The sequence below is a fragment of the Neobacillus sp. DZ-9 genome (assembly GCF_059587065.1).
The window spans coordinates 773,899-788,725 of sequence record NZ_JCAIOL010000001.1 but is presented as its reverse complement, the minus strand read 5'-3'; the positions used below and the strand labels follow the sequence as shown (position 1 = coordinate 788,725).

The window sequence follows — 14,827 nt, the reverse complement described above, 5'->3', positions numbered from 1 at the left end:
TCACAATGTATTTTCTTTTATTTTAACTGATGTTTGTCATGAAAAAAATTAATTACTGCGTGTACAATTTCAATCGACTGGTATGACATAAGAGAAAGTGCGGTTAGTGAAAAGAAGCCAACAATAACTAAACGAACCCAAGGCATCTTGCATTCCTCCTTTTCCAGCAGTCTAAGTATTTAAGCTAGAATTGAAGCCATTATAGCGCTGAAAAAGGAAAGCAGTATGAAAAGAAAATGAGAATCTAATAAAAAAATGTTTATGATAAAGAAAAGCACACGCGCGAAACGTGTGCTAACTAATAGGAACCATCATTTTGGTTAGGCTTGTTCTTAGCAGCAAGAAAGACGCAAACCTAAGCAAAATGAACTTAAATAATCTGAATTATTCACAAGCTGGTTCCTAAAGATTATTCATACAACCATATCATACAAGAGAAATCATAAAGATAAATGAAAATATCATTAAAAATAGATTAGAAATGATTATATAGAGCGAGCTGAGGGTTTACCGAAAAGTCTTTTAACTTTGAAGTAATTTTATCCACAGCGTCAATGGGGTTTTCGGCAATAATTTCAAAAAATTCTCCTTCGTAATCTCCTCTCGCATGATCATAGCGTGGGTCATAATAGTGTTCAAGTAAAATTCGTATCATTTCAGGATAATTTTGATCCTCTAATGTTTGCATAAGTACTTTTTTAATATCATTATCCTTTATCCTTCTTAACACCTTTTCTAAACTAACTGATATTTTTTCCCGATACCAAGGCTGATCTCTATAAGGCAGTACATATTCGGTAACAAGGTGCCGAACTCGCTGCTCAATTGGTGAATGAAGATGAATGTTAATGCCTTTAAACTTGCTGGTCATTAATTCCTCCGGCTGGACTGCTTTGCCAATTCGTTTGCTTTCTGCCTCAACCAGAAAATACTCAGAACCGTGGATTTCTTGTAAACCTTTAAAAAGAAGAGCGTCGAAGGTTTTTTGGTTATATCCTTCACCTAGACCAATGGTACCAAAAATCGAACCTCTATGGCCGGCCATTTCTTCAAGATCCAAAACAGCATATCCCTTCTGTTTTAAAATTTTCAAAACCTCTGTCTTGCCGACACCAGTCAATCCATGCAATACGATAGCTTTGTCTGGCAGCATCGTTGGCAATTTCTCAAGGATATAATTACGATAGGCTTTATATCCGCCGACCAAACGCCATGAATAAAGACCGGCGAATTCTAAAAAGGTTACGACTGCCTTGCTGCGCATTCCGCCGCGCCAGCAATGGATAATCAGTTCTCCGTCCGTATTAAAGGATTTAATGGTTTGAAGTAAATCGGGTATTTTGGGAGAAACAAGCTCCATCGCTCTCCATTTTGCTGCTGCCTGTCCTACTTGTTTATAAATTGTCCCTATTTCTTGGCGTTCTTCGTCAGTAAATAAAGGCACATTGATTGCTCCAGGAATCGCACCATCGTTAAACTCAATTGGCGAGCGTATATCAATGATGATCGGATTCTTCATCGTCATAAGTTCTTCAACAGTTATTTCCTTCATAGATATTACACTCCCTGTAAAATAAATATCAAAACAAACAAAAACTTCCGCTATGGGAAGTTTCGTACAAATGTTTGTCAGCAGAAAAAAATTTTATATATTACGAGTATAATCATATTATAAGGGAGATAATCATCGCTATCAAGAATTTCAAAATTCCTGCTAGCATTTAACACTTTTTCCTATCCAATTTTTGATTCTTGCTTAAAAACAGACATTAATTTTTCCATTTCTACTAAATCATTTTTTTCAAATAACTCCACAATTTTACTTCCGACAATAACACCATCACAATTAGCTGTTAATTCTAACGCCTGTTGTTCATTAGAAACTCCAAATCCAGCCAAAACAGGAATCGGACTAACTTTTTTCACCTGTTTTAAAAATTGATGCAACTCACTGTCGTATTCATTTCTCGTTCCTGTAATCCCCTTTATTGTTACAGAGTATAAAAATCCCCTTCCCTTACTAGCAATCGTTTTTATCCTTTCGATTGGAGTTGTAAGGGTAACAAGACGAATTAATTCCACCTGTGCTTCTTCAAGCTTGGGCGCAATAAGCTCCTCTTCTTCCACAGGCAGGTCCGGAATAATACAGGCATCCACGCCGGCACTGCTAATATCACGGACAAATTCGCCGATCCCATAACAATAAATAGGATTTAAGTAAGTCATAAGGATAATCGGAATAGTAACAATCTTTCTTGCTTTTTCAATTTCAGCAATAATTCCTTTTAAGGTTGTACCTTTTTCTAATGCTCTAATCCCTGCCTGTTGTATCGTAGGCCCATCGGCTACCGGGTCTGAAAAAGGGACACCTACTTCAATGGCAGAAGCCCCGAACTTTTCTAGTAAAACCAAGCGGTCTACTAAACACTCCAATCCACCGTCCCCTGCCATTAAATAAGGAACGAACGCTTTTCTTTGATCTTTATTTAATAAAGTAAAAGTTTGTTCGATACGATTCATGATTATTTCTCCCCTTCAAGCCTTTTTTTCACAGCATCCACATCTTTATCACCGCGTCCAGACAAACAGATAACAATACTTTGAGTTGTTTCCATTTCTGCCGCAAGTTTTACAGCAAATGCAACCGCATGAGAACTTTCAAGTGCCGGTATGATTCCCTCCAGCTTTGATAATAGCTGAAAGGCGTCTAGTGCCTCTTTATCGGTGATAGATTGATAGTTTGCCCGGCCGATATCTTTTAAATAGCTGTGTTCCGGTCCTACACCAGGATAATCAAGACCCGCGGAAATCGAATGGGCTTCTTGAATCTGACCATTTTGATCCTGAAGTAAATACATTAAAGACCCATGTAATACGCCAGGTTTGCCTTTCGTTAATGAAGCAGCATGATATTCTGTATCAACACCTCGACCAGCTGCTTCTACGCCATAAAGCTTGACTTCTTCATTCTCAATAAACGGATGGAACATGCCCATTGCATTACTTCCGCCGCCAATACAGGCGACAACTGCAGCAGGAAGCTTTCCTTCAAGCTTATAAAATTGCTCTTTTGTTTCTTTGCCGATTACACTTTGAAAGTCCCTAACCATTTGCGGAAATGGATGCGGCCCCATTACAGACCCTAATAAATAGTGGGTATCATCGACATTTGCAACCCAGTACCTTAAGGCCTCGTTCACAGCATCTTTTAAGGTTGCACTACCAGAAGTAACACTAACGACCTTTGCACCTAGCAATTCCATTCGAAACACATTTAGCGCCTGCCTTTTGATATCTTCCTCCCCCATAAAGATAATGCAATCGAGATTTAATAAGGCGCAAACTGTTGCCGTTGCCACACCATGCTGCCCCGCACCCGTTTCTGCTACAATCTTTCTTTTCCCCATTCGTACTGCAAGGAGTGCCTGACCAATCGCATTGTTAATCTTGTGTGCACCCGTATGATTTAAATCCTCTCTTTTTAGAAAAATCCTCGCTCCACGAGCATGCTTTGTAAGATTTTCGGCAAAGTATAATGGGGTTTCTCTCCCTACATAATCTTTTGATAATCTTTGAATTTCAGCGTGAAAGCTAGGGTCTTTCTTTGCATCATCATATGCCTCACCGAGCTCAATAACTGCCTTCATTAGTGTTTCTGGTACAAATCTTCCGCCGAAAATGCCAAAATGGCCTTTTTCATTTGGTAATGTATATGTGTTCATTTTGTAATCCCTCCAATTAAGCTTCCTTTTACCTTTTCAATAAATGTTTTTATTTTCTGGAGATCTTTTTTTCCATCCGTTTCTACTCCAGAGCTCACATCAACCATAAAGGGTTGAATAATATGGATGGCCTCTACCACATTGCCTGCGTGCAATCCGCCGGCAAGAATGACCCGTTTACGATTTATTAGACTTAAATTGACCTCGCTCCAATTAAAAGCAGTGCCATTTCCACCTCGATATTTTCCTTTAGGACTGTCTAGTAAGAAATAGGCACCCGGAAAATTCTTATAGGTTTCTAAGTTCTCATTTCCCTGAAAGCTAATAGCTTTGATTACTGGTAATGAAAGTGATTCGCTAAAAGAAGCCGTTTCATCACCGTGTAATTGGATATGAGTAAGGCCAACAATGGAAGCAATTCGTTCGATTTCTTCTTTTGTTTCATTAACAAATACCCCAACTTTGAATACTTCTTTAGGTAGAAAGGAAGCTATTTCTTTTGCCTTATCAATCGAAACCCTCCTTTTACTTTCTGCAAATACAAACCCAATGGCATCAGCCCCAAATTGGGCGGCCGCAATTCCTGTTTCTACATCGGAAATACCGCAAATTTTTACTTTCATCTTCGTGCACCTTCTTTCAAAGGTAAGCGAAAATTCAAAAAGGATTGTTTCACGTCCGCACTTTTCATGAAAGCTTCCCCGACTAAGACCCCATTTGCACCAGCATTTCTTACCCGTTCCACATCTTCTTGATAATGGATTCCACTCTCACTTATGAGATAGGCACCCGCATCTCTTACAACAGTTGCTAATTTCTCTGTAACTTCCAGCGAGACATGAAAGGTTTTTAAGTCGCGATTATTTACGCCAATAAGCTTGGCACCAGTTTTCAGGGCCGTTTCCAGTTCATCCAGATTATGGACCTCCACCAATACTTCCAACCCTATGCCCTTTGCGTATTGAAAAAGTTCTATTAACTTTAATTCGTCCAATGCTGCAACAATCAGCAAAACAATGTCTGCGCCATGAGCTGCAGCAAAATCAATTTGAATTTGATCAATAATAAAGTCTTTACATAGAATCGGCAGGTTTACCGTGTTTCGAACCTCCAGCAAATCAGAAAATGAACCCTTAAAAAAGGTTTGATCTGTCAGGACAGAAATCGCGGAAGCGCCATATTCTTCGTATAAACCAGCTTGAATCGCTGGTGGAATTTTATCGTTAATAATTCCTTTAGAAGGCGATGCCCGCTTAAATTCGGATATAATGGAAATTTCTTCAGCTGATTGCAGCTTTTGAATAAACGACCTTCTCTGACGTTCAACGGAATGCAATGACTCTCTTCCCTGAAGGAGTAGGGGAAGTTCTTTTTTCTTTTGAGCAATAATTTTATCTAAGATTGTTTCCACTTAAATCGCCTCTTTCTTACCGGATGCTTGGGTTTTTTCAATTAAGCAAGTTAATTTTTCATAAGCAGCACCGGAATCAATAATTTCCCTAGCAGCTAGAATTCCGCCCTTAATGGAATTTGCTTTGCCAGCTGTAAAAATCCCCATTCCTGCATTAAGCAATACCGTATCACGGTAAGCACCTTTTTCACCTTTTAACACTTTTACTAATATTTCGGCATTATCCTTTGAATCCCCGCCCTTGATACAGCTATTATCATATTGCGGGAGATTGACCTCTTCTGGATGGAAGGATTGGCTCGTTATGATTCCATCCTCTAAAAGAGTCAGATAGTTTTCTCCTTGGAGGGAAGCTTCGTCCATAAACCCTGCCCCATTAATGACAATGGCTCGCTTACGGCCCAGCTTCTTTAGAACATCGGCAAACACATTTATTAAGTCTCTTCGATACACACCGAGCAATTGATAGTCTAAATCAATCGGATTTGTCAGTGGTCCGATAAAATTAAACACTGTTGGTATTTTCAATTGTTTTCGAACGGTCATTACTTTTTTCAATTTTGGATGGACATTCGGTGCAAATAAAAAGGATAATCCGATTTCTTGAAGAATTTCTTCAGTTCTTTCTGCTGACAGATTTAAGTTCACCCCTAAGTACTCTAGAACATCGGCACTTCCTGTCTTGCTCGAAACACTCCTATTTCCATGTTTAGCAACAGGGATTCCGGCGCCAGCGATTACAAATGCAGAGGTTGTGCTGACATTAAAGCTTGAGGAACCATCCCCTCCCGTTCCACAATTATCAATTACACCTGGCAATCTCGTTTTAAAGTTCAGTGTATTGGCCTTCATCGCTTTGACAATACCCGTTATTTCATCAACTGTTTCTCCTTTGGACTTCAACCCCATTAGAAAAGCAGCTATTTCTGATTCTGAAACTTCTTCACCTAAGATGAAATCGACTGCTTCTTTCATCTGGCTTTCAGAAAATGATTCACGCTCAGCTAACTGGAGTAAATAATTCTTCATTCGTCCTCATCCTTTCGATCTCAAGTAAAAAGTTTTTCAATATTTGTTTTCCAGCGGGTGTTCCAATTGACTCGGGATGAAACTGCAGACCATAGACTGGATATTCCCGATGCTTTATCGCCATAATTTCTCGGTCATCACTTGACTCTGCAACACTTTGAAGGTCTTCAGGCATACTGCATTTCTCAATAATCAAGGAGTGATAGCGCATGACTTCCAATACGTCCGGCAGATCTTTAAATACCCCTTCACCATTGTGCGAAATGATGGATGTTTTACCATGTTTGATTAACTCAGCCCTTTGAATTTTCCCTCCGAAAGCCGCTCCAATCGCCTGATGGCCAAGGCAGATTCCTAAGATTGGGTACTGATTATAATAGGTTTGAACCACTTCAATACAAATTCCGGCATCCTCAGGTTTACCTGGCCCAGGTGAAAGGATAATCGCTTTAGGTTTTAATTCATTAATTTTGTCAACGGTGACCTGGTTGTTTCTAATTACCTCAACCTTTTCTCCAATTTCACCTAAATACTGATAAAGGTTGTAGGTGAATGAGTCGAAGTTATCAATCAGTAAAATCATTTCTCACCCTCCAAAAAGGAATTTAATTTATTTAACGTTTCTTGATATTCCGATTCCGGGTTCGAATCGTACACAATCCCTGCACCAGCTTGAATATAAGCAAAGCCCTCCTTTAAAATCATCGTTCTGATGGCCAAGGCAAAATCCATATTTCCGCTAGCTGAAACATATCCAATCGCACCTGAATATAATCCTCTTTTTGACTTTTCCAATGAGTTGATAATCTCCATTGCCCTAACCTTTGGGGCACCTGAAACAGTCCCTGCCGGTAAGCATGCTGCCAAGGCATCAATCGCTGTTTTATCCGAATTTAGAACCCCGCTCACTTCTGATACCAAGTGCATCACATGACGGTATTTTTCAACTGCCATATACTTATCAACATGAACGGTACCGAATTCACAGATTTTCCCGAGATCATTTCGGCCAAGATCGACCAGCATTTTATGTTCAGCTAATTCTTTTTCATCATTTTTTAATTCCTCTTCTATTTTTGAATCCTCTTCACTGGTCCTGCCACGTCTTTTTGTACCAGCGATTGGATTGGAAATGACTGTAGTCCCCCTTGTTTTTATTAAGCTTTCCGGTGATGATCCAATTACGGTATAGTCATCAAAATCGATATAGAACATATACGGAGTTGGATTATGTGCTCGATGCTTCCGGTAAAGGGATAAAGGGTCTCCAGCAAAGGCTGACTTCATTCTTCTCGAAAGGACCACTTGAAAAATATCGCCTGCTAAAATATGCTCTTTTGCTATTTCAACATTTTTGATAAAGAGCTCTTGACTTGTTTCAGAATCAAATCCAGTAAATTTAAATGGCTCCTCATTCTGATAGAAGGTAGGCTTTTTTAGTTCTTCAATTCTCTGATTAATCCGTTTTTCTATTTCAGTTATCGGATTCTCTTCAGAAAGCTGGCATCCACAAATCATAACCTTTTCTTCAAGATGGTCAAAAACGATAACTTCCTCATAAAACATTAAGTGAACATCAGGCATTTCCATTCCATTTGGGAATTCTTCGCCAATAATTTCATACTGCCGGATAATGTCGTATCCTACATATCCAACTGCTCCTCCAATAAACGGAAAAGGCATCTCTTTAAGGCTTTTACGAGGTAAAAGCTCCTTTAAAACCTCGATTGGATTTCCCTGAACTACTTTTCTTTCACCAATCCTATTGAAAATCTCATTACAATCCCCTTTTGAAATAAGCTCAAAGGCTGGATCTGAGCCAATAAAGGAATAGCGGCCCGAGTCATTGTATTTATGAGAACTTTCCAACAAGAATTTCTTGTTGCCGCTAATTTTTTGTAAAATCGAAATCGGTGTAAGAGTATCTCCTTTTATTTCCTGTACGATATATTTGGATTTAGTCGTCATGTTCAAGCTCCCTTCTGAATAAAAAAAATCGCCCTCTATATGCGCAGGGAAAAATTGCGCATATAGAGGACGATTCTCGGACCGTGGTGCCACCTCCATTTGAAGCAGGAACAAACCTGCTTCCTCTTTCGGATACAGAATATTTTCATTCGATATCCTATCCTTTTAACGGTGGAATTCCGTGCATCCCTACTTTTTGTTCAAGATGCCTCTCACAAGTCCATTCCACAAATCCTTTCTTATCGGGTTCTCACCATCCCCGACTCTCTGGAAAGAAATAAAAATGTGTACTCCTCTTGTTCAACGATATTTCAATATTGATTTATAAATACAAAAAGGGCCCTCCATCCAAAAAAGGACGGAAGACCCGTGGTGCCACCTTCATTAGCTAAAAAATTAGCTCACTTTACTGATATCGAAGCAAAAAGCTTTAATATCTGTCTCTTGTAACGATGAGATCTTCGCCAAAGCCTACTGACCAATCAAGGAGGTTCGGTTTGGAGGCTCGGAAGTCCATTCCCTTAAACGTCAACACTGATTTACACCAACCATCAGCTCTCTTGAGAATCCGTTAAAGGTACTACTCTTCGTCAATGCCTTACGTTCATATTATTGTTTATTATATTATTACAATGCATCCTTCATTGTCAAGTGTAAATTTTTTTAATCTTCAAAATCATCTTTAAAATACTTAAATCAACTTCCATTTAAAGGATTAGTTTTTTAAAACTGATTAAGTGAATATTAACAGTAGAAAATAATTTAAGGCGGGATCGAAGATTAATGGAACATATTGAACAGTTAGGCCAAAATCCACGAGCTGCAAAAAAGAAACAGTCTCGTACAGGGCAAAAGAGGTCCAATGAGGTTTCAAGCCAAAAGTGGGCGATTGTCTCGCTATCTTCCATTCCATTAGTGATGACCTTAGGAAATTCGATGTTAATTCCAGTTTTACCAACAATGGAAAATAAATTATCGATTTCTTCTTTTCAAACCAGTATGATCATTACGGTATATTCAATTGTTGCTATTTTTTTAATCCCAGTTGCCGGATATTTATCTGATCATATAGGGAGGAAAAAGGTCATTATTCCAAGTCTTATCATCGCCGGAATTGGCGGACTGCTTTCTGGCTGGGCAGCATGGAAATTTGATAATGCTTATTGGCTGATTTTAATTGGACGTGCACTTCAAGGTGTGGGTGCTGCTGGAGCAGCCCCGATTGTCATGCCGCTCGTCGGCGACATGTTTAAGAAAGACGACGATGTCAGCTGTACACTTGGTTTAATTGAAACCTCCAACACCTTTGGAAAAGTTTTAAGTCCGATTTTGGGTGCATTTTTAGCTGGATTTATTTGGTTTTTACCTTTCTTCTCTTTTCCAGTTTTTTGCGGTATTTCAGTTTTAATGATGATTTTTCTTGTTAAATGTCCCAAAACATCTGCTAAACAAGTTCCATTTAAGGATTTTTTTATTAATATCAAGAAAACCTTTACGGAAAAAGGACGTTGGCTTTATGCCATCTTTTTTATTGGCGGCATTCTCATGCTCGTCCTATTTGGAATTCTCTTCTACTTGTCTGAAATATTTGAAACAAAATATGGAATAAAGGATATCAAAAAAGGTTTCTTTTTAGCATTACCGCTTGGGGCACTTTGCTTATCATCATTTATTAGCGGCAAGGTTATTAAAAAAAATAAAGTATTAATGAAATGGTTAACCTTTGGCGGAATGGTTGCTGCTGCATTCTCTATCGCTGCCCTCTGGTTTTCCATTAATCTGTGGTATATGCTCACGATGTTTTTAATAAGCGGAGTAGGCATTGGTATTGGTCTCCCCTGTCTCGATGCCTTAATTACTGAAGGGGTTGAGAAAGAGGAACGGGGAACAATTACATCCATATACAGTTCGATGAGATTTATCGGAGTAGCGGCCGGGCCTCCGATTATTGCTTTGTTTATGAAGCATTCTAATCACTGGATTTTTATCCTTCTTAGCAGTTTAAGTATTTTGGCTGCCCTAGTCGCATTGAAAGCCATTAAACCGAAAGAGAGCTGAGGAATATGCCTCAGCTCCAATCAACAGTGTTAAATATTCATTAAATGCCTTAAATAGAGCCTATTCTTTTAGTCTTGGTTTGGCTGGATCACAATTTGGCATTTCTGTGTTTGCTGATTCAGCTATTTTCATGAGGTAATAACATTCTTCACGTGACATATGATCTGCCATTAGTGGTGAAAACGTACCTAGAGCTTGAGCACTTAGTTCTAATTCTTCAATTTCACGGAGGAAATTTTGAAATAATTTGATTTCTAAGACCGTCTCTGAATTCATTTTATCCAAGGCTGGGAATGAGGTAATGTTCGTCCTTAAATAGCCAGCTAATTCAACTGCTTTTAAATAAAAATCTTCAAAATGCTTTGTATACCTATCACTTTTTTCTTTCAGCCTTTTTTCCACCCCGTCTAAATTGGAAGAAATTGCTCCTGCATGCCCGGCAGCATCCAATAACCAAACGAGATGATGATGAAGTTCATGATAAACTGGCGGAAGCTTGCCTGTTTTTAAGTGCGCAATGACTCGTAAATATTCTTCTAATTCATTGACCATATGATTTAGAAAAGTCGGAGACAGATGTATTTTTATCTTACCGATTAAATGCCTTTTAATTAGACTTAATTTAAATTCCCGGAGTTTTAGGACTTCTGTTTCAGCATTAATCGTTAATTGTAATACATCTGCTGTTTTTGCCTGCCCAAGAAGATTATCAAAAATTTGAATAAATGCTGCAGCTTTTTCGATTTCCTCTTTTTCAACGGGTGCTAAAGCCACTAGAATAAAGCGGGAATGATCCCCTAATATTTGGAGCCAGAATCGGTGCTCAAAACGTGCTGTTTTCTCAAAATCATCATTCATGATAATGCCCCCTCAGGTAAAAATACCCATACCAATCTGATGTTATTCCGGCTGCTTTAGTTTTATGATATAAAAAAATTTGCCGGCAAACATGATTTGCCGGCTTTTAACAAAAATTATTTGACTGGTTTCTTAAGGAATCCGATTAAAAGAGCGGATACTACTGAGCCAATTAAAATGGCCATTGCATACAGTAAAGCACCATTTTCTACTAATGGGACAACGAAAATACCGCCATGCGGGGCACGGAGTCCGATTCCAAATGCCATCGAAAGCGCTCCCGCAATGGCCGAACCTGCCATAATGGAAGGAATGACACGAATCGGGTCAGCCGCTGCAAATGGAATTGCTCCTTCTGTAATAAAGGATAAACCCATTACATAACATGCTTTACCTGCATCTCTGTCCTGTTCATTAAATTTATTTTTAAAGATTGTTGTGGCAATCGCAATTGCAAGAGGTGGCACCATACCTGCAGCCATGATGGCGGCCATAGGTCCGTAAACACCACTAGCCAATAAACCTGTCCCAAATACGTAAGCAGCCTTGTTTACAGGACCACCCATATCGAAAGCCATCATTAAGCCAAGGACAATACCTAAAACAACAGCATTACCTGTTCCAAGATCAGTTAACAAATTGGCAATTTCCTTGTTAATCCAAGCCACAGGATTATTAACAACATAGTGCATCAAAAATCCAGTAATCGCAATGCCTAACAAAGGATAAATCAAGATACTTTTAATTCCCTCAAGTGAACGTGGAAGTCCTGCAAATAATTTCTTTAAGAGTAGTACAATGTATCCTGCAAGGAACCCGGCAACCAATCCACCAAGGAAGCCTGCTCCCCCATGGGCTGCCATCATACCGCCTACCATACCTGGTGCGAAACCTGGACGATCGGCAATACTAAGGGCGATAAAACCGGCAAGAACAGGAACGATAAGTGCAAAAGCATTATCACCGCCAATTGCCTTAATTACTGCTGCAATTGGATTGTAGGATGGATCATCCGGATTTGCGGAATTATAACCAAACATAAAGCTGATGGCAATTAAAATACCACCACCGACAACAAACGGAAGCATGTTGGAAACACCATTCATTAAATGCTTATAAAAGCCTGTTCGTGAAGATTTTTGTTCAGATGATTTTTCACTTTGGCCGCCATTTCCATTATAAATCGGAGCCTCCTGTTTTACTGCGCGGTTAATTAATTGTTCCGGGCGGCGAATCCCCTCGGCAACGGCAGCTTGAATCAAATGTTTGCCTTTGAATCTTTCCATTTCCACATTGATATCAGCAGCAATAATGACAGCTGCAGCATTTTCAATTTCATCCTTCGTTAAAACATTCTTTGCTCCGCCTGAACCATTTGTTTCAACCTTAATGTCCACTCCCATTTCAGCAGCCTTTGCTTTTAATGAATCTGCGGCCATATAGGTGTGCGCAATACCAGTAGGACAGCCTGTTACGGCAACGATTAGATCCTTCTTATTGGAAATTACCGTTTCCTGTTTATCTTCTTTATCAAACCGGTTAATCGTATCCAAAACTTCCTCAGCTGAGGTTGCTTTTAAAAGCTCGTAACGTACTTCGGCTTTCATTAACATTCCGGAAAGACGGGCCAATGCTTCCAAGTGTGTATTATTTGCACCTTCAGGGGCAGCAATCATGAAAAAGAGATGTGCTGGTTTCCCATCTAAGGATTCATAATTTACACCAGAAGCAGATTTACCAAATACAATGGCAGCTTCATTAACCACTTTTGTTTTCGCATGAGGAATGGCAATCCCATCACCAATTCCTGTAGTACTTTGAGCCTCACGCTTTAAAATCGCTTCTTTAAATTCTGCTTGATCGGTGATTTTTCCAGCTTTGAATAGAACTGAAACAAGTTGATCAATTGTCTCTTCTTTTTGATTGCCTTCAATATTTAATAGAATCGTATTTTGGGATAACAATTCAGTAATTTTCATCGTCTTTTCTCTCCCTTAGAGAATTTCTTTTATATACACCTGTGAGAGGAGCTCTTCTACTTTTTCTTTAGTACATAATCCAAGTGAAAATGCCGTTGCACTTCCTGATGCAACACCATAACGAAAAGCTTCTTTGAGGTCAGAAGTTCTCTCGTAAGCCGAAAGGAATCCTGCCACCATCGAGTCACCTGCTCCAACGGAATTTTTAACCTCTCCTTTTGGCACTTCAGCCAAATAGGCAGTGTTCTCACTAATCAATACAGCACCCTTGTCTGCAAGAGATACAATTACATTTTGGGCACCCATTTCAGCAAGTTTTTTCCCATATGGGATAACTTCCTCCGCAAAAGTAAAAGCAGTGTCGAAAAGCTCTCCAAGTTCGTGATGATTTGGTTTGATTAAAAACGGTTTATAAGGGAGAACTTTTTTTAGCAGGTCTCCTTCTGCATCGACAACAAATTGTACTCCCGTTTCCCCACAAATCTTCACTAGCTCTTCATATGTCGTTTCTGGTAAAGAGGAAGGTATACTTCCTGCCAAAACCAATAAATCCGTTGAACCTAACTGACGAATTTTATCCTTTAGCTGGTGAAAATCTAGGTCAGTAATGGTAGGTCCATTGGCATTGATTTCAGATTCTTGGCCTGTTTTCAGCTTGATATTGATGCGGGAATCCTCGGCAACCATCACAAAGTCTGTTTCAATGTTTTCATTATTAAGGTATTGCGCGATATATTCACCGGTAAAACCGCCTATAAAGCCTAACGCCTTACTTTTCGCTCCATATTGTTTTAAAACCCTGGAAACATTAATCCCTTTACCGCCTGGAAACTTTGCTTCACTTACCGAGCGATTTAATTCTCCGAGACTGAAGCTTTCCAATTGAACAATATAGTCAACAGATGGGTTTAACGTTAATGTGTAAATCATGTAGTCACTACCTTTATGGATGTCTTATTTACATACTGTTTTTGTGTTTCTGCCTCTAATTCATTTGTAATAATAGATGCTTCATGGATGTCAGCAATTTTCGCGAATGATATTTCAGCAAACTTTGTATTATCGGCTATAACATATGCTTCTCTTGAAAGAGAAATAGCCTTTTGCTTAACCATAGCTTCCTCCTGATCCGGTGTTGTAAAGCCGAACTGTGGGTGAATGCCATTCACTCCCATAAAGCATTTGTCAAAACGATACTGGTCAAGACTGGCTAAAGCTCCTCTTCCAATAAAAGCATTGGTATTCGGTTTTATTAGTCCACCGATTAGATAAGTAGAAATTCCTTTATTTAATAACGGTTTTAAATGCATTAACCCATTGGTCACTACCACAATATTTTTGAGCGGTAAGAATTCAATCATTTCAATTACCGTTGAACCTGCATCAAGGTAAATCGAATCTCCCTCCTCCACCAAACTTGCCGCATACTTGGCAATCAGTCGTTTTTCGTGAAGGTTTTTGGAGGATTTCTCAATCATGCTTGGTTCTTGGAGCTTGCCCTGTAATCTTGAAGCGCCGCCATGAATTCTCTTTAAAAACTTTTGTTCCTCTAATTGTGATAAATCCCTGCGGATTGTAGATTCCGAGGTATTAGTTATGTCCATAACTTCTTGGATTTTCACGACACTTTTCTCTTTTAATAATTGGAGAATTATGCGATGTCGTTCTGGTGTTAACATATTATCACCACCTGAAATTTCTTTTCCTGCTTTTATATTACTGAAACCGATTGCAAAAATCAATCATTTTCTTTCAAAAACACTCATCATATGATTGTTTTTGAAAGTTTTTTGATAATTATT

The 14,827-nt window shown here is 39.0% G+C and carries 14 protein-coding genes and 2 other annotated features; of the genes, 1 reads left to right on the top strand and 13 read right to left on the bottom strand.

What is annotated here, in order from left to right; all coding sequences use genetic code 11:
* Positions 1 to 17: 17 nt before the first annotated feature.
* The 9 genes from AC59HZ_RS04120 to trpE all read right to left on the bottom strand — a co-directional run bounded on the left by AC59HZ_RS04120 (position 18) and on the right by trpE (position 8,130).
* Positions 18 to 146 carry a hypothetical protein gene (locus tag AC59HZ_RS04120; RefSeq protein WP_496544592.1) on the bottom strand — a complete coding sequence of 43 codons (129 nt, stop codon included), beginning with the start codon at positions 144 to 146 and terminating at the stop codon, positions 18 to 20.
* 329 nt (positions 147 to 475) lie between these two features.
* Entirely contained in the window at positions 476 to 1,552 is a 1,077-nt protein-coding gene (mnmH, locus tag AC59HZ_RS04115; protein WP_496544591.1) for a tRNA 2-selenouridine(34) synthase MnmH, read from the bottom strand.
* Between the two features lie 182 nt (positions 1,553 to 1,734).
* Positions 1,735 to 2,520 (bottom strand): tryptophan synthase subunit alpha, encoded by a 786-nt coding sequence (gene trpA / locus AC59HZ_RS04110; RefSeq protein WP_496544590.1) that lies wholly within the window; start codon positions 2,518 to 2,520, stop codon positions 1,735 to 1,737.
* A 2-nt stretch (positions 2,521 to 2,522) separates the two neighbouring features.
* On the bottom strand, positions 2,523 to 3,722 hold the full coding sequence (trpB, locus tag AC59HZ_RS04105; RefSeq protein ID WP_496544589.1) for a tryptophan synthase subunit beta: 1,200 nt from the start codon (positions 3,720 to 3,722) through the stop codon (positions 2,523 to 2,525).
* Complete coding sequence (locus tag AC59HZ_RS04100; RefSeq protein WP_496544588.1) at positions 3,719 to 4,345, bottom strand: phosphoribosylanthranilate isomerase; 627 nt, start codon at positions 4,343 to 4,345, stop codon at positions 3,719 to 3,721. Before AC59HZ_RS04100 ends, trpB begins: the two co-directional genes overlap by 4 nt.
* A complete protein-coding gene (trpC, locus tag AC59HZ_RS04095; protein ID WP_496544587.1) occupies positions 4,342 to 5,133 on the bottom strand; it encodes an indole-3-glycerol phosphate synthase TrpC in 792 nt (263 codons plus the stop codon). The genes AC59HZ_RS04100 and trpC overlap by 4 nt, the downstream gene beginning before the upstream one ends.
* Entirely contained in the window at positions 5,134 to 6,162 is a 1,029-nt protein-coding gene (gene trpD, locus AC59HZ_RS04090) for an anthranilate phosphoribosyltransferase (RefSeq protein ID WP_496544586.1), read from the bottom strand.
* Complete coding sequence (locus AC59HZ_RS04085) at positions 6,134 to 6,745, bottom strand: anthranilate synthase component II (protein ID WP_496544585.1); 612 nt, start codon at positions 6,743 to 6,745, stop codon at positions 6,134 to 6,136. Before AC59HZ_RS04085 ends, trpD begins: the two co-directional genes overlap by 29 nt.
* On the bottom strand, positions 6,742 to 8,130 hold the full coding sequence (gene trpE / locus AC59HZ_RS04080; protein WP_496544584.1) for an anthranilate synthase component I: 1,389 nt from the start codon (positions 8,128 to 8,130) through the stop codon (positions 6,742 to 6,744). The genes AC59HZ_RS04085 and trpE overlap by 4 nt, the downstream gene beginning before the upstream one ends.
* 62 nt (positions 8,131 to 8,192) lie before the next feature.
* Positions 8,193 to 8,443: a binding site (T-box leader), on the bottom strand.
* A 38-nt stretch (positions 8,444 to 8,481) separates the two neighbouring features.
* Positions 8,482 to 8,733, bottom strand: a binding site (T-box leader).
* Between the two features lie 180 nt (positions 8,734 to 8,913).
* Here trpE and bcbE point away from each other — a divergent pair.
* The gene (gene bcbE / locus AC59HZ_RS04075) at positions 8,914 to 10,188 is read left to right on the top strand and encodes a bacillibactin exporter BcbE (protein WP_496544583.1); all 1,275 of its coding nucleotides are present in this window, start codon (positions 8,914 to 8,916) and stop codon (positions 10,186 to 10,188) included.
* A 60-nt stretch (positions 10,189 to 10,248) separates the two neighbouring features.
* Here the strand turns inward: bcbE and AC59HZ_RS04070 are convergent, their stop codons facing one another.
* From AC59HZ_RS04070 to AC59HZ_RS04055, 4 genes are all read right to left on the bottom strand, one after another.
* Positions 10,249 to 11,046 carry a DUF2935 domain-containing protein gene (locus AC59HZ_RS04070; RefSeq protein WP_496544582.1) on the bottom strand — a complete coding sequence of 266 codons (798 nt, stop codon included), beginning with the start codon at positions 11,044 to 11,046 and terminating at the stop codon, positions 10,249 to 10,251.
* A gap of 116 nt (positions 11,047 to 11,162) precedes the next feature.
* A complete protein-coding gene (locus AC59HZ_RS04065) occupies positions 11,163 to 13,025 on the bottom strand; it encodes a PTS fructose transporter subunit IIABC (RefSeq protein WP_496544581.1) in 1,863 nt (620 codons plus the stop codon).
* A 15-nt stretch (positions 13,026 to 13,040) separates the two neighbouring features.
* Entirely contained in the window at positions 13,041 to 13,955 is a 915-nt protein-coding gene (pfkB, locus tag AC59HZ_RS04060; protein WP_496544580.1) for a 1-phosphofructokinase, read from the bottom strand.
* Positions 13,952 to 14,704 carry a DeoR/GlpR family DNA-binding transcription regulator gene (locus AC59HZ_RS04055; protein WP_496544660.1) on the bottom strand — a complete coding sequence of 251 codons (753 nt, stop codon included), beginning with the start codon at positions 14,702 to 14,704 and terminating at the stop codon, positions 13,952 to 13,954. Before AC59HZ_RS04055 ends, pfkB begins: the two co-directional genes overlap by 4 nt.
* Between the last annotated feature and the right edge of the window lie 123 nt (positions 14,705 to 14,827).

What these genes read in the sequence shown, in the direction of transcription:
- mnmH (WP_496544591.1), bottom strand. Translation starts at nt 1,552, where the DNA reads ATGAAGGAAATAACTGTTGAAGAACTTATGACGATGAAGAATCCGATC.
- trpB (WP_496544589.1), bottom strand. Translation starts at nt 3,722, where the DNA reads ATGAACACATATACATTACCAAATGAAAAAGGCCATTTTGGCATTTTC.
- trpD (WP_496544586.1), bottom strand. Translation starts at nt 6,162, where the DNA reads ATGAAGAATTATTTACTCCAGTTAGCTGAGCGTGAATCATTTTCTGAA.
- trpA (WP_496544590.1), bottom strand. Translation starts at nt 2,520, where the DNA reads ATGAATCGTATCGAACAAACTTTTACTTTATTAAATAAAGATCAAAGA.
- AC59HZ_RS04100 (WP_496544588.1), bottom strand. Translation starts at nt 4,345, where the DNA reads ATGAAAGTAAAAATTTGCGGTATTTCCGATGTAGAAACAGGAATTGCG.
- pfkB (WP_496544580.1), bottom strand. Translation starts at nt 13,955, where the DNA reads ATGATTTACACATTAACGTTAAACCCATCTGTTGACTATATTGTTCAA.
- bcbE (WP_496544583.1), top strand. Translation starts at nt 8,914, where the DNA reads ATGGAACATATTGAACAGTTAGGCCAAAATCCACGAGCTGCAAAAAAG.
- AC59HZ_RS04070 (WP_496544582.1), bottom strand. Translation starts at nt 11,046, where the DNA reads ATGAATGATGATTTTGAGAAAACAGCACGTTTTGAGCACCGATTCTGG.
- AC59HZ_RS04065 (WP_496544581.1), bottom strand. Translation starts at nt 13,025, where the DNA reads ATGAAAATTACTGAATTGTTATCCCAAAATACGATTCTATTAAATATT.
- AC59HZ_RS04085 (WP_496544585.1), bottom strand. Translation starts at nt 6,745, where the DNA reads ATGATTTTACTGATTGATAACTTCGACTCATTCACCTACAACCTTTAT.
- AC59HZ_RS04120 (WP_496544592.1), bottom strand. Translation starts at nt 146, where the DNA reads ATGCCTTGGGTTCGTTTAGTTATTGTTGGCTTCTTTTCACTAACCGCA.
- AC59HZ_RS04055 (WP_496544660.1), bottom strand. Translation starts at nt 14,704, where the DNA reads ATGTTAACACCAGAACGACATCGCATAATTCTCCAATTATTAAAAGAG.
- trpE (WP_496544584.1), bottom strand. Translation starts at nt 8,130, where the DNA reads ATGACGACTAAATCCAAATATATCGTACAGGAAATAAAAGGAGATACT.